The sequence below is a fragment of the Hanstruepera marina genome, from assembly GCF_019880635.1.
Classification (GTDB): Bacteria; Bacteroidota; Bacteroidia; order Flavobacteriales; family Flavobacteriaceae; genus Hanstruepera; species Hanstruepera marina.
Genome location: NZ_JAINVX010000004.1, coordinates 258,104 through 277,097 on the forward strand (window position 1 = coordinate 258,104; position 18,994 = coordinate 277,097).

At 32.4% G+C, this 18,994-nt stretch carries 15 protein-coding genes; 13 read left to right on the top strand and 2 right to left on the bottom strand.

Translation table 11 applies throughout. From position 1 onward, the window contains the following. The first annotated feature begins 4 nt into the window (after window positions 1-4). The 4 genes from tsaE to K7G76_RS12065 all read left to right on the top strand — a co-directional run bounded on the left by tsaE (window position 5) and on the right by K7G76_RS12065 (window position 2,874). Complete coding sequence (gene tsaE, locus K7G76_RS12050) at window positions 5-427, top strand: tRNA (adenosine(37)-N6)-threonylcarbamoyltransferase complex ATPase subunit type 1 TsaE (protein ID WP_255573010.1); 423 nt, start codon at window positions 5-7, stop codon at window positions 425-427. Window positions 428-687: 260 nt separating this feature from the next. Further along, window positions 688-1,239 (top strand): hypothetical protein, encoded by a 552-nt coding sequence (locus K7G76_RS12055; RefSeq protein ID WP_223034478.1) that lies wholly within the window; start codon window positions 688-690, stop codon window positions 1,237-1,239. Between the two features lie 63 nt (window positions 1,240-1,302). Further along, window positions 1,303-2,502 (top strand): alanine dehydrogenase, encoded by a 1,200-nt coding sequence (locus K7G76_RS12060; RefSeq protein ID WP_223034479.1) that lies wholly within the window; start codon window positions 1,303-1,305, stop codon window positions 2,500-2,502. Between the two features lie 3 nt (window positions 2,503-2,505). Then, window positions 2,506-2,874 carry a hypothetical protein gene (locus tag K7G76_RS12065; protein ID WP_223034480.1) on the top strand — a complete coding sequence of 123 codons (369 nt, stop codon included), beginning with the start codon at window positions 2,506-2,508 and terminating at the stop codon, window positions 2,872-2,874. A gap of 49 nt (window positions 2,875-2,923) precedes the next feature. Here the strand turns inward: K7G76_RS12065 and K7G76_RS12070 are convergent, their stop codons facing one another. Beyond that, a complete protein-coding gene (locus K7G76_RS12070; RefSeq protein WP_223034481.1) occupies window positions 2,924-5,965 on the bottom strand; it encodes a T9SS type A sorting domain-containing protein in 3,042 nt (1,013 codons plus the stop codon). 411 nt (window positions 5,966-6,376) lie between these two features. On the opposite strand from K7G76_RS12070, the gene K7G76_RS12075 reads away from it, so the two are divergent. The 8 genes from K7G76_RS12075 to asnB (K7G76_RS12110) are packed head-to-tail and all read left to right on the top strand — an operon-like array spanning window position 6,377 to window position 16,881. Beyond that, entirely contained in the window at window positions 6,377-7,474 is a 1,098-nt protein-coding gene (locus tag K7G76_RS12075) for a glycosyltransferase family 4 protein (RefSeq protein ID WP_223034482.1), read from the top strand. Then, the gene (locus K7G76_RS12080) at window positions 7,471-8,418 is read left to right on the top strand and encodes a glycosyltransferase family 2 protein (RefSeq protein WP_223034483.1); all 948 of its coding nucleotides are present in this window, start codon (window positions 7,471-7,473) and stop codon (window positions 8,416-8,418) included. Before K7G76_RS12075 ends, K7G76_RS12080 begins: the two co-directional genes overlap by 4 nt. A 13-nt stretch (window positions 8,419-8,431) precedes the next feature. Continuing rightward, window positions 8,432-9,772 (top strand): murein biosynthesis integral membrane protein MurJ, encoded by a 1,341-nt coding sequence (murJ, locus tag K7G76_RS12085; protein WP_369412205.1) that lies wholly within the window; start codon window positions 8,432-8,434, stop codon window positions 9,770-9,772. Next, the gene (locus K7G76_RS12090) at window positions 9,772-10,887 is read left to right on the top strand and encodes an O-antigen ligase family protein (protein ID WP_223034484.1); all 1,116 of its coding nucleotides are present in this window, start codon (window positions 9,772-9,774) and stop codon (window positions 10,885-10,887) included. Before murJ ends, K7G76_RS12090 begins: the two co-directional genes overlap by 1 nt. A 3-nt stretch (window positions 10,888-10,890) precedes the next feature. Continuing rightward, on the top strand, window positions 10,891-12,741 hold the full coding sequence (asnB, locus tag K7G76_RS12095) for an asparagine synthase (glutamine-hydrolyzing) (protein WP_223034485.1): 1,851 nt from the start codon (window positions 10,891-10,893) through the stop codon (window positions 12,739-12,741). Then, the gene (locus tag K7G76_RS12100) at window positions 12,741-13,829 is read left to right on the top strand and encodes a glycosyltransferase (protein WP_223034486.1); all 1,089 of its coding nucleotides are present in this window, start codon (window positions 12,741-12,743) and stop codon (window positions 13,827-13,829) included. The genes asnB (K7G76_RS12095) and K7G76_RS12100 overlap by 1 nt, the downstream gene beginning before the upstream one ends. Next, window positions 13,829-14,986 (top strand): glycosyltransferase, encoded by a 1,158-nt coding sequence (locus K7G76_RS12105; protein ID WP_223034487.1) that lies wholly within the window; start codon window positions 13,829-13,831, stop codon window positions 14,984-14,986. The genes K7G76_RS12100 and K7G76_RS12105 overlap by 1 nt, the downstream gene beginning before the upstream one ends. 5 nt (window positions 14,987-14,991) lie before the next feature. Continuing rightward, the gene (asnB, locus tag K7G76_RS12110) at window positions 14,992-16,881 is read left to right on the top strand and encodes an asparagine synthase (glutamine-hydrolyzing) (protein WP_223034488.1); all 1,890 of its coding nucleotides are present in this window, start codon (window positions 14,992-14,994) and stop codon (window positions 16,879-16,881) included. Here asnB (K7G76_RS12110) and K7G76_RS12115 read toward each other — a convergent pair. Next, complete coding sequence (locus tag K7G76_RS12115; RefSeq protein WP_223034489.1) at window positions 16,868-17,821, bottom strand: ATP-grasp fold amidoligase family protein; 954 nt, start codon at window positions 17,819-17,821, stop codon at window positions 16,868-16,870. The genes asnB (K7G76_RS12110) and K7G76_RS12115 overlap by 14 nt on opposite strands. Before the next feature lie 84 nt (window positions 17,822-17,905). On the opposite strand from K7G76_RS12115, the gene K7G76_RS12120 reads away from it, so the two are divergent. Next, window positions 17,906-18,991 (top strand): glycosyltransferase family 4 protein, encoded by a 1,086-nt coding sequence (locus tag K7G76_RS12120; RefSeq protein WP_223034490.1) that lies wholly within the window; start codon window positions 17,906-17,908, stop codon window positions 18,989-18,991. Window positions 18,992-18,994: the final 3 nt, after the last annotated feature.

An 18,994-nucleotide genomic window follows, 5' to 3' on the forward strand; every position in this document is an offset into this window, starting at 1 on the left:
TTGCATGGAAAGATTACAGAACGTGACTATTGAATATAGCTTAAATGATGTAAAAACTGTTGCAGACCAGATTATTAAATTGGTAAAATCCAAGACCATTTTGTTTAATGGTGAAATGGGATCTGGAAAAACAACATTAATCAAAGCTTTGGTTGAGCAATTGGGAAGCGATGATGATGTGAGTAGTCCAACCTTTTCAATAGTAAATGAATATGTAACAGACAATGATGTTATTTATCATTTCGACTTGTATCGTATAAATAGTATTGAAGAAGCCTACGATTTTGGAATTGAAGACTATTTAGATACAACACACTGGAAATTTATAGAATGGCCAGATTTAATTATTGAGAATTTAGATGATGATTATTCGGAAATAACATTAAAAATTAACGATAATAATAAACGAATTTTAACGCTGAAATAACGAGTTTTTATAAGATTAGAAACAACAAATTGCCCCAAATTGATTGCATTTACGGAAAAACCGTAACGGAAAAATCGAAAAACGTTGATTTTAACATAATTTTAACATTTCGACCCGATTTCAAAGTAACATCCTACATACTTTTGGATTATTAATTAATTAATCCCTTAATAAAATGAAAACAAAAAAGTATGTATTAGCAATCGCAATTTTTGGCGGTATGTTGTTTACGGCTCAAGCAGCTAACATGATTGACACTGATGGAAATCAAACAACAAAAATCGACGGAAGGAAAATTAAAGTTCCGACAAACGGATAAAAAAAATAATAAAGTTATACTGAAAGGTAGCCTTATAGCAACTTTTATAGCTTTAACTCCTTATTTATTTTATTTATATGAAAGTGTTCCTGACGTAAAAGTTTGGAACACTTTTTTATTTACTTATGAAAGTAAAGTCTACGAAAGTGCCCATGTGGTAGCTTGGACACTTTCTGGTAAATTAATTCCATTATTATTATTGTTAATCTGGTTTTTTACTTGTCGCCATTGGTGGTACCATGTTTTATTAGTACCAATAGTTATGTATACTTATCAAACCATTTCATTTATAACATCTGACACTGGGATCTTTGACGAATTTCAATTACTTTATTTAGTTCCTGTTATGGCTATAGTTGTACCATCAATTTATCTTATTAGAGCACGTATGTTTAATAAATTGAACACAGCTAATAAAACACTTGAAGAGCTTGAGGAAGAATTTAAAATTAAGCCAACTACTTTCTGGGAAAAAGTGAAACAGTATTTTTAATTTTCATATTATTCTTTACAAAATTAATTCGTAATTTGACTATCTGTTTTTAACTAGTCAACTATGTCTAAATCTTTGTCGCCCTTTACCAAGCAACAACTGTTGCCACAAGAGGAAACTCTTGAAATTCTTAAAAACAAAAGCGAACTTTTTATAGGTATTCCTAAAGAAACAGCGTTTCAAGAAAAGCGTGTTTGTTTAACGCCAGATGCTGTATCTGCATTAACAAGTAATGGTCACCGAATTTTAATTGAGTCTGGCGCAGGTAAAGGCGCTAATTTTAGTGATAAAGATTATAGCGAAGCTGGAGCAGAAATCACAAAGGATAGTGCCAAAGTATATGCTTGTCCAATGATTTTAAAGGTAGAGCCTCCTACTCTAGATCAAATAAAGCTGATTAATCCGCAAACTATTTTAATTTCGGCATTACAGCTTAAAACACAATCTAAAAAATATTTTGAAACATTAGCCGCAAAACGTATTACGGCTTTGGCCTTTGAATTTATTAGAGATGAAGATGGGGCTTATCCAGCTGTGCGATCGTTAAGTGAAATTGCCGGAACAGCTTCCGTTTTAATAGCTTCGGAATTGTTAAGCAACGTCAATGATGGTAATGGGCTCATGTTTGGTAATATTAGTGGCGTTCCTCCGGTTGAGGTGGTTATTCTTGGCGCTGGAACTGTTGGTGAGTTTGCTGCGAGAAGTGCACTCGGACTTGGAGCCAACATTAAGGTTTTTGATAATTCCATAACTAAATTACGTTGCATTCAGGCCAATTTAGGTAGAACCGTTTTTACCTCTACTTTACAACCTAAAAATTTATCGAAAGCGCTTAAGCGCTGTGATGTGGTTATTGGTGCGGTTCGTGGTAAAAACAGATCACCAGTTTTAGTACGCGAATCTATGGTTGAAAGCATGAAAAACGGCTCGGTAATAATTGATGTAAGTATTGATATGGGAGGTTGCTTTGAAACTAGTGAAGTTACTTCGCATAAACAACCTACATTTGTAAAACATGGTGTTACACATTATTGTGTCCCAAATATTCCTGCGCGATATTCACGATCGGCCTCAATTTCAATTAGTAATATTTTTACACCATATCTTTTAAAGATTGCTGATGATGGCGGTTTAGAAAATTCATTGCGTTTTGATAAAGGATTGAAAAATGGTTTGTACATTTATCACGGAATTTTAACCAGCAAATCTGTTGGTGAATGGTTCGACTTAAAACACAGTGATATAAACTTACTTATTTTTTAAATTTTGAAATTAATTAATCGTATTGGCTACTATTTAGGTGGCTTTTCTATTGGGCTTATTATATTGGCCTTTTTCTTAAATGGCAAAAAGGTTTCTTGTAATTATGGTCCTGAAGCCCGCGTTTTGAAAAACATTAATTCTAAAGAATTAGTTTATGATGAGTCTGTTCTACAAGCCTTTAAAAACAAACAATTAGATACATCTGGTGCTAGACAGGTTTTGCGTTACGGTGACCTTACAATAAATAGTGAGTCTAGAAAAAAACCTTGTGGTTTTTATAAGATTGAAGGACTTATTTCTGAACAAACAGTATTATTTACCATTGAAAATTGCGATAGTATTGCAACCGTAAAACAAGTAGAATTCAAATAAAAAAGCCCAGTAAAAAACTAGGCTTAAAGATTTATTCTTCTCTTATTAGTTAGTTTAGTATTATTCGCTTTGAAAACGTTGTTCCATTTTTATTAATGCTCAATACAAATACTCCACGTGGTAAATTAGATACATTAATGGTTTTCGTCATTATTTCTGTATTACCATTTGAAATCCCTTCAGCATATAATTCTCTGCCTCGTAAATCGTAAATTTTTATATTTGTATCAGATAAATACCCTGTAACCCTCACATTGATTTCAGATCTAGCAGGAATTGGATATACCTGTATTTCAGAATCCAAAACAGTATCCTGTTCTGTTTCTGTTTCACATACATTTAGAGTAACTAATACAGATGCCGTGGCTGTTTGACTTCCATTAGAAACTTGAACATTATATTCTGTTGTTGTTTCTGGATTTACCGTTATACTTGCCGTAGTTTCACCAGTACTCCATAAGTAAGTAGTTCCACCTGAAGCATTAAGGGTAATAGATTCGCCATTACATATCTCTACATCTTCACCTGCTGATGCTTGTATGGGTTCTAAAACTGTAACTTGGACGCTATCTGAATCACTACATTCACCAATATATACGGTTACCGAGTAACTAGTTGTTTCTGTTGGGCTAACCGTAATTTGTTGCGTGGTAGCGCCATTGCTCCATAAAAAGCTATTCCCACCTTCAGCTGTTAATGTGATTGACGATCCTAACTCAATAGTTTCATCTTCACCAGCATAGGCTACTGCCAATGGGTTTACCGTTACTGTTACGCTATCTGAATCAGAACTTTGCCCGTTTGAAACGGTTACCGAATATGTTGTTGTAGTTAGCGGGCTAACCGTTATGCTTTGAGTGGTTTCCCCTGTGCTCCATACATAATCAGTACCGCCTGTAGCTGTAAGGGTTACATAATCATATTGACAAATTGTAACATCTTCTCCTGCATCGGCAATAACAGTTGTATTATTAGGAATTACAGTAACAATTACGCTGTCAGCTTGACTTGTACACCCGTTATCAGAAACCGTTACAGAATATGTTGTAGTTTCAGTTGGATTTACCGTTATACTTTGTGTGGTTTCTCCTGTATTCCAAGAAAAACTTGTGCCTCCAGAAGCTGTTAGCGTTGTACTTTCGCCTTCGTTTATGGTAACATCATCTCCCGCATTTGCTGATGGAATTGGATTTACAGTTACAATTACTGAATCGCTATCTGAGACGTTTCCTTCAGAAACTGTTACCGTGTATGTTGTTGTTGTCTGTGGATTAACCGTTATGCTTTGTGAAGTTTCACCTGTACTCCACACATAATCTGATCCTCCCGATGCCGTTAAAATAGTGCTTTCACCAAAACAAATGGCAACATCTGCACCAGCATCGGCTTCTATGGGAGTGGGTATTACAGTCACTGTAACTTCGTCTGGTTCGCTTGTACACCCATTATCTGAAACAGTTACAGAATATGTGGTTGTTTCTGTTGGACTTACAGTTATGCTTTGTGACATTTCGCCTGTACTCCATAAAAAACTACTTCCACCTACTGCAGTTAAATTAACAGACTCTCCTTCGTTTATAGTTATATCTGTTCCTGCATTCGCAATTGGAACAGGATTAACGGTTACAGTAACATCATCAGAAACACTATTTCCTGAATTATCAGATAAGGTTACTGTATATGTTTCAGTTGCATTTGGAGATACAGTTATACTTTGACTTGTTTGACCAGTACTCCATGCATAATTTGTTCCACCGGTTCCAGTAGCCGTTAATGTAATGGTATTACCGTTACAAATTTGTCTGTCATTCCCGGCGTTTACTGTCATACCAACATTACCTTGTGGATATTCTAATACATAAGCTGGCGGATTTGGATCGTTCATTATAGAACTATCATTCCAATTACTAGCAAATAATATTTTTGTTCCATTTCTATTAGGCACCGCTTGAGCCGAATGTCCTAAACCTCCTGGAGAAACGTCATTATGATGTTTTGCATATCGCTCTATAGTACCTGAATCGTCTAGCTTAATAGCAAATATTTCTCTTGGAGCAACTGGGTTTGTTGTACAGCATTGCTCACTTACATAAGCCCATCCTGGTCTATTAACATTTCTACAACTTATATGTCCACCCCAAATTCCTCTATTATTAACATATGGGAATAAATTAGTGACACCTCCTCCATCTAATCTAACCATGAAAAGACTATAATCGGCATCCCATTGACTTTGACCTCCATAGCTCACGAATACTTCATTTCCATTTTGATCTACTCCCAAATCTCCATGTTCGGTAGTGTTATATAAGTGTTGTTCGTTTGTAAAGTCTAAATTATAACTCTTAATTCCTTGTGTTGCACCTGTACCATCATTTCTCCAAGAAATAACCGCATATTGACCAAGTTGCGATACAGAAAACCATGCTAAATCCCCTTGAGAACCAACATTTTTAGTTCCCACAATATTATCATTCAATATATCATAAACAATAAGAACACGGTCACCATTACCCAAAATGCCAATCAACCCTACATATCTATCGTTATTATCTTGTGTACTTTTTCCAAAACCAAAATCGACTCTTTGATATTCGCTAAATGTTCTTAAGGTTGTTCTAGAATTGGTATTAACATCGTGTGCCACAAATTTATCCACCGAAGTTCCATAAATTATATGAGGTTGTGTATTGCTCCATCGACCATAACTCGGAATGTTACTCCAATACAAAAACTCGAATGTCTCTGCATCTAAAATAGCTGCAGGATAACCGGCTAATTTAATTAATGTTCCATCACTATTCCATGTTTGGTCTAGGGCATAATTGTGTCGTAAGCGCTGTGAAGTTGTACCAAACACATCCCTATCACTAATTCTAGTTATATTACTCCCAGAAAGTGATTCTGTAATGGGCTCTAAATATTCTGGTAATCCACCTGTTGGCAATTGATAGTCCTGATATTCTATATCAGACAACAATACTTCTGGCGGATAATTTTGACCTTTTACCGATGAAATGAAACATAAAAACAACAATAAATTTGAAAAAATCCTTGAATTAAGGATTTTTAAAAAATAAAAATTCTCCATTTGGGGCGATTTTGCTATTAATCGCTGCTAAACTATAATTTCATCAAAGTAGCCAAAACATTTAAGCAAAATATTCGATGAAATACATAATTTTTGTAAGTATATAATTACTAAAAATGCATTTTGTAGTATTTTTTGCACTTTTAATCGATGATTTTTATTTTTTAGATTAGGCTTCTAAAAAAGAGGGTCAGCAAATATACGGTTAAAAGAAGGTTTTGGATTATTATTAAACTGATAATATTTACAACTTATCCACATGTGTTTAACAAAAGATGCTGGTAATGATGCAGTTTGCATTATAAAACCGCAGTTTATCTAATATAGATGTACACATATCTTAAAGATTTAAAAAAATATATACTTTTAAAAAAACTTTAGTGTCTAACAGCACAGATTATATAAAATCAATTGAAGAAACGAAAAATAGCATTTATAATTCCAAGTCTTCAAACTGGTGGTGCCGAACGTGTTGTAGTAACCTTATCCAACTCGTTATCTACACGTTTTGACGTTACGATTATTGCCTTGTACAGTAGTGAAATATTTTACGCTTTAAACCCAAACGTTACGGTTAAATTTTGCTCTGGCACTTATAAATTCAATACTAATCCTATAACGAGAGTTCTTAATCATTTTAAGCTAATTAAGGGCATATATTCAATCGTAAAACAAAATAAAATTGAAGTTATGATTGGATTTATGACTACCCCAAATGTTTATGCTGTTATAGCATCGAAAATAGCAAAAGTGCGTTGCATAATCAGTGAGCGTGTACATCCAAATCATATTCAAGCATCTAAATTTTGGGGCTTGATTAGAAAAAAGATATATCCCTTCACGGACTATATGGTGATACAGACCCAAGAAATTGCTGACTATTTTTCAAGTTTCATAAAAGCTGAAAAGATTAAAATCATTTTAAATCCTTTAAATCCAGAACTACTAAATAAAATACAATCTGATAATAAGCGAGAAAATGTAATATTAAATGTTGGACGATTAGATTACCAAAAAAATCAAGATATGCTTATTAGAGCGTTCTCCAATATTGAACGAAAAGATTGGAAGCTATTTATTGCTGGTGATGGATCACAAAAAAACAACTACTTGAAATTAATTGACGAATTAAATCTAACTAATTCAGTAGAATTACTAGGAAATATAGATGATTTATCCCATTATTATAATTCAGCAAAAATATTTGCGTTCACATCACGATACGAAGGATTCCCAAATGCTTTAACCGAAGCTATGGCATTTGGGTTAAGTTGTATTTCTACTGATTGTCCCTCTGGTCCTTCCGAACTAATAATTGATAACAAAAATGGAATTTTGATACCTGTTGAAGACCAAACCTCATTAGAAGTTAAGTTGCAATTATTAATGGATAACGAGGCGTTAAGAACTGATTTAAGTTTAAACGCTCAATTAGACACTCAAAAATTCGAACATCATGCAATTGCCAACCAATGGGAGTTGCTAATAGAAAATTTATTACCTGCATGACTCTAACCGAATTAATACCAACTTTTAAGGGTGTCGTAAATTTTGAACCACACTATACGTTTACTGTGTTTACACCTGTTTTTAATCGTGCCGACACATTGGAACGGGTTTTTAATTCCTTGAACAATCAAACGTTTAAAGATTTTGAGCTTGTGCTAATTAACGATGGATCAACAGATAACTCACATGCAGTTGCACAAGATTTAATAAAAACTGCTGAATTTCCAATTCAATACATTAACAATTCGAAGAATCAGCATAAAATGGCGTGCTTTTTTCAGGCTATTGAGATGGCTAAAGGACAATTTATTTTACCCTTTGATTCAGATGATGAATGTTTACCAGATGCATTACAGATCTTTCATGAGGAATACCTTGCTATCCCAAACGATAAAAAAGATAAAATAAGCGGTGTTACTTGTTTATGTGAAGATCAAAACGGAAACTTAATTGGCCAAAAATTTCCCAAAAGCCCATATTACAGTAATACATTTTTGCAAAATATTGAATCGCCACTAACATCTGAAAAATGGGGATTTACAAGAACCAATATTCTAAAAGGTATTCATATCGATAAAAATGTTTTTTCTAAAGGGTATATTCCTGAAGGTATCATATGGGAACTTCTATCGAAAGAAGGCTATGGCACCAAGTATATTAATGAGGTTTTAAGAATTTATTATCTCGACACCGAAAATAGAATTTCTATACAAAACCATGAAAAAGATGCTTTTGGAATGGCTATATACTCATTAGCAATATTAAATTGGTTTCAAAATGATTATTTATTAAAAACTCCAAAATTATTTATTAAACGTTGTTACACTTTATTACGAGCAGCCCATTATTTAGAATTTAATTTAAAAGATTATTTAAACGCTATAGAAAACAAGATGCTAAAATTTGTTTTTTTTATGGGATGGCCATTTAAAAGATTGTTCTAGAAAAATAACCATCGTGAAAGGACAAAAACTCATATCAATATTTCATTCTTTAAAAAAGAATCCTACTGTTATAAATATTATAACGGTAGGTGCCATCTCCATTTTTGTAAAAGGTTTTGGTTTTTTTAAGGAAATTGTAATCGCTGGAGAATTCGGACTGTCTGAATTGTTGGATACTTTCTATATTGCATTATTAGTACCCGGTTTTATAAATGAAGTTTTTATAAACGCCTTTAACACGGTTTTTATACCTAACTATATTGCTGAAGAGAAAACTCAAAAAGCTATAGGGCCATTTCAATCTACAAGTTTTATTGTCACTATTTGTAGTTCTTTGGTTTTTATGTTTATTGCCTTCCTATTTACAGATGTTTATTTAAATGTTTTTTTTAGTGGTCATACAGCTGAATATTATGCCTTAATTAAATCTCAATTCTATTATTTACTTCCTTGTATTCTATTTTGGGGGTTAACGTCATTTTTAAACGGACTTCTTAATATATATGACGAGTTTAGGTATTCTACAATCTATCCAGTTTTAACATCAATAGCCATGCTAATTTGTTTGCTTGGCTTTCAAGATGAATTAAAGGACGATGTTTTGGCGATCGGCATGTTAATTGGCGCTATCAGTCAATTTCTGTTTTTACTTGTAGTTTCATTTCAAAAAAACATAATAACGTTGGGCATCCCAGATTTTAAAAACAAGAATGCTGTAACCATGTTTAAACAAGTTCCTGCAAAGGTGTCTTCTGGTTTTTTAACTGGTTTGATTCCAGTGGCAGATCAGTTTTTTGCTGCACAGTTGATTATAGGTTCTATTGCTGCATTAAATTACGGATTAAAAATACCAGCATTTATAACCACTATTTTACTGTTGGCTCTAGGGAATGTTCTGCTTCCTTATTTTTCAAAGTTATCGGTTGACAATATTAACCAAGCATACAAGAAATTATACCAATTGCTTAAATGGTTATTTATATTGTTAATTTCTATCACCCTCATTCTAATCATTTTTTCGAACAATATTATTGAATTGGTTTTTGAACGTAATAATTTTTCAGAATCTGACACCAATATAGTTTCCAATGTTCAAAAAATGTTTTTAATAGGCTTACCATTTACAATATGTGGCAATATTGTAGTTCGCTTTTTAACCAGCATAAATAAAAATGCCTATATGGCTTATGTATCTTTAGTAAGTATCATTTTAAATGTTATTTTAGATTGGATTTTGATGAAACAGTACGGTATTATGGGAATAGCTTTGTGTACTGCTATTTTACAAATTTTAAGAAGCTTGGTATTGTTTAATTACACTAGAAAACAGCATAAATTAATTAATTCGCATTAGTGAAGGTCTTTAGATACATATTACTTGGATTAATTATTTTAAACGTACCTACGTTTAGCTTGGCTGTATTTGGGACTACTGCTGGAGCACTTACCAATTCTATGATGTTTGTTGGTTTGGTTGTATATTTTTTTATGGAAAAAAAATATACAGTAATTATCCCTTTTCTCGTTCTTGGGATAACTTACTTTTCAATTTCTGGCTTTAATTACACAGGCATTACTGAAGAATATATAAAAGATGTTATTCGTTATTTTGTGTTTATTATTGGAGCCATAAGTTTAGCCAAAAGCACCGACAGAAAGACCTTGCTTATTTTATTTATAATTGGGGGTGCAAGTGTTTTGATTAATGCACTAGTTTTCCCAAATTCCTATGGACGTTATAGTGGTCTTTACCTTAACCCCAATCGAGCTGGTTTAGTATGCTTAATTGGATTCGTATTGACTTATACAATTGATAAAACCTATCTTCGGTTACTTTTTCAATTTGTACTTACCATAGCCGGAATACTGACATTGTCTCGATATTTTATACTTGTATTGGTAATCATAAATGTTGTTTCAGTTTTTGTAAACAAGAAAAATTCAGCTGGATTACTTGCTGGTGCTGTTGCACTAATAATCATTATCGGCACGTCTTCACTACAACTTAATACAGACAGATTTAGAGCCTTAAAAAGTATATTTAGTGGCAATACAGATGTAAAAACCATTACAAAAGAGTCCCGCGATGAAACTTGGGCACTTTATCATGATATCTTAGTAAACAACCCACTTATTGGAGTTGGATATAGAGAAATGCAGGGAAAAAAAAGTCATAAAGTTTCCATTAAATCGGGTGTTCATAACACTTATTTAATGGTTTTGGGGGAATCAGGAATAGTACCATTTTTAATAATTATAGTATTTTATTTGTCTATGCTAGTAAAAAGCAGGCGATTTTTGGCTACACATCAGGAGTTGGCTTACATGGCATTTACATTAACCACCTTTTTACTAGTCTCCCATAATTATTTTGACAATTATATAGTTCTGTTTTTATCTATTTGGCTTTATAGTTCTCTAACCATTTCAGATGAAAACCCAATTAATCAAAACAATATTATAGCTTAAATTATGTGTGGCATATACGGCGTAACATCAAACAAATACACAGAAAATCAAATTCGATTAAAACTCGAACGCACTAAATTTCGCGGCCCAGATAAACTTGATTTTAAATTCTTGGGAGAGAATAACCACATTGTTCTAGGCCACAATAGACTTTCAATTATAGATTTAGATGAAAGATCCAATCAACCTTTCAGCTATGACAATCGCGTAAGTATTGTTTTTAATGGTGAAATATATAATTTTAAAATCCTAAAATCTGAATTAGAACAAAAAGGCTATACTTTTAGAACGACTAGCGACACCGAAGTAATTTGCGCCGCATATTTAGAATATGGTGAGGCGTTTGTAAGCAAACTAAACGGCATGTTTGCTTTTGTTATTTATGACCATATAAAAAACTTACTATTCGCAGCGCGAGATAGAATGGGGCAAAAACCATTTTATTATCATTTTAATGGCGACTCATTTGAATTTGCCAGTCAATTATCATCTATTCAATTATTCAATGCAAACCTTTCTATTTCAAGTAAAGCTATAAGTTATTATTTGGCTTGGGGCTTTGTACCAGATCCTTACTCTATTTTTAATGAAGTTCATAAGCTAGAGCCTGGTCATTCACTTCGATATGACTTATCAAAAAAGAAGTTAGAAAATAACCAATACTGGGATATAGATTACAATGGCTTGAACAAATTTAATGGTAGCTATACAGAAGCAAAGGCTGAATTAACCGAAATATTGAAAGATTCTGTATCTAAACGATTATTTGCAGATGTTCCTGTTGGTGTGTTTTTATCTGGTGGTATCGATTCTTCTTTGGTTGCCGCATTAGCTACAAAATCTACGGAAAGTAAAGTAAAAACCTTTTCTGTTAAGTTTAATGAAAAAGGGTTTGACGAAAGTGTTTATGCCCAAAAAGTAGCAGACCATTTACAAACCGAACACCATGTCATACAGTGTAATTATGATGAAGGTTTAGATTTAATTGAAAATTTTGATTATTACTATGATGAACCCTTTGCAGACTCGTCTGCAATTCCATCTATGTTGCTTTCAAAATATACTAGAGAGAAAGTAACTGTTGCTTTATCTGGAGACGCTGGCGATGAAAGTTTTATTGGCTATCACCGTTATCATTGGATGAAACAAGTAAGCCCTATTTATAAAATGCCTTCGGTATTGAGAAATATAGGATCAAGTGCTTTAAGTAAAATGCCATATTATAAGCTTAAAACTATTGCGAAAGGCCTAAAATATGAGTCACTGGAACGTTTGTACTTGGCCTCTGTAACTGGAGTAGATTTGTCATGGCTTAACACTAAGTACGATTGTCTAAATATAAAAGAGCTCAAGTATTTGAATCACACCAACAAAAATGTTTATGAAAGAATGTCTGATTTTGATCTGAAGACCTATTTAAATTGTGATATTAATACTAAAGTTGATAGAGCGTCCATGGCGTTTTCGTTGGAAGCCCGTGCACCACTAATGGATTATCGAGTAGTAGAGTTTGCAAGAGCCTTACCAACTAATTTTAAATATTCTGGAAGCAATCAAAAACGCATTCTCAAAGATATTCTTTATGACTTTGTTCCAAAAGCGTATTTCAACCGACCAAAAGCTGGTTTTACCATGCCGTTTTCAGATTGGTTTAGAAACGAATTAAAGGATTTAGTATTGGATGAACTTAACGATTCAAGCTTGAAACAAATTCCAAATATCAATGTAAATGAAGTGAAACTTCGTATTAAACAACATATGGATGGTAGCTGGAATCGTTACCCTTTAATATGGAAATTACTGGTTTTAAAACAATGGCTAAACAAGAATGGTAAAGCGTATACCATAAATTAATGGACAATAAACGTGTACATATTATTTTTGTGCTCCCATCGTTAGCTGCTGGTGGAGCAGAACGTATTTTGTCTTACGTAGCCTCGCGTCTTGATAAATCTATTTTTAGCGCAACTTTGGTTATTACCGGTTATGAAAAAGACACGGTTTATTCGGTTGATAACCTAAACGTTGTATACTTGAATATGCCAAGGGTTTTGAAAGCATTTGGAAGTCTATTCAAATACCTAAAAAAAGAAAAACCAGACATTGTTGTAAGTTCAATAGTCCACTTGAATACCATTATGGCCTTTATGTCTCCTTTTTTCAGCAATACAAAGTTCGTGGTCAGAGAAGCTAATGTTTTAAGCGTATTGAATAAGTATAATCCTTATACCAAATCTATTTTTCCAAAGTTTATGGTAGTATTGGCCTACAAACTTGTCGATTGTATTATTTGTCAATCTAAAGATATGAGAAATGATATGATTAATAATTATAAGGTTAAAGCATCTAAAATGGTTTTAATCAATAACCCCATTACGCAGGCGTTTAAAACTAAGGTTGAAACCCCTAAAAATAAAAAAACCTTAAAGTTTATTACCATTGGCAGGTTAAGCAAGGAAAAAGGTCATATTAGAATTATTGAAGCCTTATCAAAATTGAACTACCCATTTCATTATACAATTATTGGAAAAGGCCCTGAAAAAGGAGCCATTTTTGATTACATCAATCATAAAAACTTGATTAATTCTATTCAATATATTGAATACACCAATGAAGTTGAGCACTATCTCACTGATAGTGATTTGTTTCTGCAAGGTTCGTATTCTGAAGGTTTTCCTAACGTACTTATTGAAAGTTCTGTAGTTGGCACTCCAATTTTAGCTTATAATGGTGTTGGTGGTTTGGATGAGATTATTGAGATTGAAAAAAACGGGTATATAGCTAATTCGCTCGATGAGTTTGTAAATTACCTAAATGTCATTCATGATAATTTCCCTTTTAAACCACATACAGTGAGTCAAGTAGTTGTAAATAAATTCAGTAGTTCAAAAATCATGGCTCAATACACTAATTTATTTTTAAATTTAACCAAACAGAATTGATGCCTCAAAAAAGAAAAATAGCCTTATTTGTTTCAGCCATTGGGTTTGGTGGTGCAGAAAAAGTAGTTAGCCTATTGTTGGATGAGCTTACAAAATACTTTGATGTCACTTTAATTCTGCTTTACGATGAAATTAAATTACCCTTAAACAAAAATGCTAAAATCGTAATTTTATCAAAGCCTGGAAGCTCATTTAAATCTAACATCCTTGCGCGTTTATATGATAACTTTAAGTTTATTTTCAAATATCAAAAAGCATTAAGAAAGCATAATATAGAGGTTGCCGTTTCCTTTTTAGTGAGACAGAACATTATGAATGGTATTGCTAAAATGAACAACAAACAATTAAAAACTATTATTAGTGAACGCTGTTTTCCTTCAATAATGTATAGCGACCAAATGGCAACTTCATTTTTAACAAAATTGCTTATACCCTACTTTTACAATAAAAATGACAAATTATTTTCTAACTCAATTTATATTAACAACGATTTAGTTTCCAATTACAATATCAAAATAGATACATCGGTAATTTACAATCCTATTTTAACCAAAGACAGAAAGCCTAAACTAAAATCGTATAAAAATTTAGAAGATATCTTTAATGTCGTCACTGTTGGCCGTTTAATTCCTGTAAAAAATCAGAAGAGTATTATTGAGGCGCTTAGCTTATTGCCAAGCAACTTTATATTAGATATTTATGGTGATGGCGAATTGCACGATGATTTAAATTTGCAATCTAAAGAACTTAACATTCAAGATCGTATTCATTTTAACGGTAATGTCAATAATGTAAAATCCCATATTGTAGAAAAACATTGCTTTGTGTTAAGTTCAATTACTGAAGGTTTTCCAAATGTAGTATTAGAAGCTATGTCAGTAGGTTTACCTGTAATTTGTACCAATTGTATGTCTGGACCATTAGAGTTACTAAACGATAATGAAAAAGTAAACATCCTATCTGGCTCTTTTGTAAAAGCCAAATACGGTCTTTTAGTAAATGTTGATGATGCTGTTGGTTTGTCACAAGCTATAAAATACATGCAAAATAATATTGAAGAGCGCAATATGTATAGTAAGTTAAGTTTTGAAAGAGCAAAAACCTACGATGTATCAAATATTGGAATTCACGTTAAAAACCTAATAGATAGTCTATAAGTTCTATGTGTGGTATTAATGGTATAATAAGTCAAAAAAAGGATAGACAAGATATTGTGACTTCTCTAACCCAAATGAATGATTTAATTGTTCATCGTGGTCCAGATGATGACGGTATGGTTACGCATTCACAAACTAAATGTACGGTTGGTATGGCTATGCGTCGACTATCCATAATTGATTTAAACTCTGGTAAGCAACCTATTTATAATGACGATAAATCCATTGCAATTGTATTTAATGGTGAAATTTACAACTACAAAGAATTGCGTAATCAATTAATGGAAGAAGGGGTTCAATTTAATACCCAAAGTGACACCGAAGTTATTCTGAAACTCTATATTAAACATGGTACTGGAGCATTTAGACTTCTAGATGGCATGTATGCGTTTAGTATATTGGATACAAACATAGGGAAGGTATTTATTGCTCGAGATTTTTTTGGAGAAAAACCCTTGTACTACTATGTGAAGAATGATGAGCTTTATTGGGCTTCAGAGTTAAAATCAATTATACAAAGCTTAAAACTCAAACCTGAACTATCTAAAGCAGGTTTAAACTTATTCTTCAAACTAACGTATATACCAGCTCCATACACAATTTATAATGATATTTACAAGCTAGAGGCCAATCATTTTATTTCTTACGATTTAAATTCGCATAATTACAAAACATCTGAAATTTTCACACTTCAATCAGAACCATCAGACATAACATTTGATGCTGCTGTATCTAAACTTAACAATCTTGTTATAAACAGTATTGAAAGTCGATCTGTAAGTGATGTGCCTATAGGAACTTTTCTATCTGGAGGAGTCGATTCATCAATAGTAAGTCTAGGACTTTCAAAATTATCAACTCAAAAAATTGACACCTTTTCTATTGGTTTTGATAAAAAATCATTTGATGAAACCGATAAATCCAAATTAGTTGCCAATCTTATTGGGAGTAACCATCATGAATTTATTATATCAGAAAAAGATATTGAGTCACATATTACAGATATTATTCTAAACTTTGATGAACCATTTGCCGATTCGTCAGCTCTACCAACCTATTTAGTTTCAAAAAAAACAAGCGATTTTGTTAAAGTAGCTTTAACTGGTGATGGTGGTGACGAAGTGTTTGGTGGTTACAATAAGTATTATATTGGTAAACTCAATACAAATTATACCAAATGGATTCCTGAATTTGCCCATAAAACCTTTAAACCATTAATCAATTCAATTTTAGCAACACGTGATGACAATAGAGGCAAACGCTTTAAAGCTAAAAAGTTTATTAATGCTATTGATTATAACGATAATAATTACTGGAACATCATATCATTAGGATTTGGAAGCGAATTGTCGCAACTTATAAATTCTAAATTTCACGTTAACAACCCTTTCCAATATTTTAAATCTAACTTACCAAAAGCCAAATCGTTACATGATTTTCGAGAAGTTGATAGACACATAAGTTTAGAAGGCGATATGCTTGTTAAAGTAGACCGAACTAGCATGCTTAACTCTCTGGAATGTCGTACTCCTTTTTTAAATAAGACACTTTGGGAGTTTTCCAATAGTTTACCGGAATCGTATTTGCTAAAAGGCTGGAGTAAAAAACACATTTTAAAAGAAGCTTTTAAACATGAGTTCCCAGAAGGTTTTCTTGATAAATCCAAAAAAGGATTTGTTGTACCCGTTGGTGATTGGCTACGTTCAATATTAAAAATAGAATTACAAAGTTACACTGAAACCGCTTTTTTAGAAACACAAGGCATTTTCAATATAAACTATATTCAAAAAATAGTTAACGAACATATAACTGGAAAAATTGACAACAGCTACAAAGTGTGGACATTCTTTACGTTCCAAAAGTGGTATAAAAATATTTATCTTAACACGTACTAAGTGTACTTAAATCAATTTTAGACCCCAACTCCAAATCCCAAGATTCGGGATAAATACGTTCACAGCCTCCTCCATGATGGAAGGTAATTTCACCAAAATAAATGGCACCATCAACATTATACAAGTCAATTCTAACGTACACAAACGGTTTGGCCAATTGTTCTGCCAAATCTATCATTGTTTGAAAATTTGATGGCTTATCAATACCATGGCCATTAGGCCAAAGTGGATTATTATCTTTCCATTGCGACCACGTAAAAGGCATTAGATTCCAACTACGATCGTAAAAATTACGCTTATGGTTTGAAAACCGATCCAAATCAACTTGAATAGCTTCTACCCTACCATTAAAGCAATGAAATTTGTAATCAAATGGTAAGTCGCCATTTTTGTCTTTCAATAATTTTTCTACCAAAAAAGCTGGAACAATATTCTTGTACTGCCACTCTTTACTCTCCAAATAATAATTTTGCTTTAATAGTTTATTGATTTTTTTTCTAATCAATTTCCAATCTGTTAACTGCGAATTTGAAACTATAAAACCCCCTGAACTATTGTGATTGGTTTTAATAATATAAGGGTTGTCATTTGGGAAATTTTCAGGAGTTAGATCGCTAATGTCAGAACTGTGGTAATAAAGCGGAATTAAATACTTTGAACCAATGACACTTTCCACATAGTTCCTAACCAACAGCTTATCTGCACATTTTGTATGTAAATCTGTACGATCGTTTAATTTCAACCAAATAATTTTTTCGTTTAAAGTTTTTGGACTATCTAAATCTGGGAATTTATTAAAATTAGCTTTATACTGATTAATTACATACTTTCTTTCATCCATAAAACGGATTTCAAAATACTTTCGCATTTCAAAAAAAGCATTAATAATTGTGTTTCCAAGTGAAGTATTATGATATAAATACTTAACTGCTTTTAGCATTCTTAACTAATTTTAACTGATTGTAAATTAAAACAAATTTTCATAAAACGATGAACTTATAATATATTAGTCTAAATTTTATTTATGGCTAAAAGAATTTGCTTTGTTGGTGGTGAAGATGTGCACAAACGCATACCCTTATCAAAACATTTGATTCAGGCAGGTTATCATGTAACCATAATTGGAACCAGTACATCACAATTTCCAGAGCAAATTAGATATTACAATTACAATTTAGTTAGGCACTTCTCTCCTACTTCAGATTATAAAACTATAAAATGGTTAAGAAATTATTTTGGTGAAAACCAATTTGACATCATTCATACTTTCGATACTAAACCTGCATTTTTAGTGCCTTTAGCCCTTAAAAATAATAATACACCCATAACAAGAACCATTACTGGATTAGGAACATTGTTTATGTCTAACAATATATCCAGTTCAATATTAAGGATTGCATATAAACAACTTCACAAAAACGTACAAAAACGTGTTTTTAAAACTGTTTTCCAAAATTTAGATGATTATGAATTGTATTTAAAGAACAATCTCGTAAAAAAAGAAAACTGCGAATTAATTTACAGTAGCGGTATAGACTTAACCGAATTTAAAGATAAGGCAGCAAGAAAGCAAAATCCATTTACATTCATATGTGTAGCCAGATTGGTTTACGAAAAAGGTATAATAAATTATCTTGAAGCCGCTAAAATTTGTAACAATAGAAAATATGACTTTAAATTTTTATTGGTTGGTCCATTGGAAGAAGATTCTAAAAAATTAAACAAACAGATATTGAATTCATACAACGACATTGTTAGTATTTTGGGAGCTCGAACCGACATTATAGAATTACTGCTAAAATCTGATGCATTTGTATTACCTACTTTCAGGGAAGGGTTTTCTCGTGTACTGTTAGAAGCGGCAGCTGTAGGACTTCCTATTGTATCTACGAATGTAACAGGTGTAAGAGATTTTGTTACGCATAAAAAAGAAGCTCTTTTAGTTGAACCTCAAGATTCTGAAACACTAGCAGAATCCATGATAGAAATTGCAACGAATACGGCGTTATCTGAACAATTAGTTAAAAACGCATTAAAAAAGGTTGAAACGTATAGTATTGAGAATGTATCTAAACAATATATAGCTATCTTTGATAATGCTATTAATTAGATT

Bases quoted from the DNA above. Each gene is read 5' to 3' on its own strand.
- tsaE (WP_255573010.1), top strand. From the start codon at position 5: ATGGAAAGATTACAGAACGTGACTATTGAATATAGCTTAAATGATGTA.
- K7G76_RS12055 (WP_223034478.1), top strand. From the start codon at position 688: ATGGAAATCAAACAACAAAAATCGACGGAAGGAAAATTAAAGTTCCGA.
- K7G76_RS12060 (WP_223034479.1), top strand. From the start codon at position 1,303: ATGTCTAAATCTTTGTCGCCCTTTACCAAGCAACAACTGTTGCCACAA.
- K7G76_RS12070 (WP_223034481.1), bottom strand. From the start codon at position 5,965: ATGGAGAATTTTTATTTTTTAAAAATCCTTAATTCAAGGATTTTTTCA.
- K7G76_RS12080 (WP_223034483.1), top strand. From the start codon at position 7,471: ATGACTCTAACCGAATTAATACCAACTTTTAAGGGTGTCGTAAATTTT.
- asnB (WP_223034485.1), top strand. From the start codon at position 10,891: ATGTGTGGCATATACGGCGTAACATCAAACAAATACACAGAAAATCAA.
- K7G76_RS12100 (WP_223034486.1), top strand. From the start codon at position 12,741: ATGGACAATAAACGTGTACATATTATTTTTGTGCTCCCATCGTTAGCT.
- K7G76_RS12105 (WP_223034487.1), top strand. From the start codon at position 13,829: ATGCCTCAAAAAAGAAAAATAGCCTTATTTGTTTCAGCCATTGGGTTT.
- asnB (WP_223034488.1), top strand. From the start codon at position 14,992: ATGTGTGGTATTAATGGTATAATAAGTCAAAAAAAGGATAGACAAGAT.
- K7G76_RS12115 (WP_223034489.1), bottom strand. From the start codon at position 17,821: ATGCTAAAAGCAGTTAAGTATTTATATCATAATACTTCACTTGGAAAC.
- K7G76_RS12120 (WP_223034490.1), top strand. From the start codon at position 17,906: ATGGCTAAAAGAATTTGCTTTGTTGGTGGTGAAGATGTGCACAAACGC.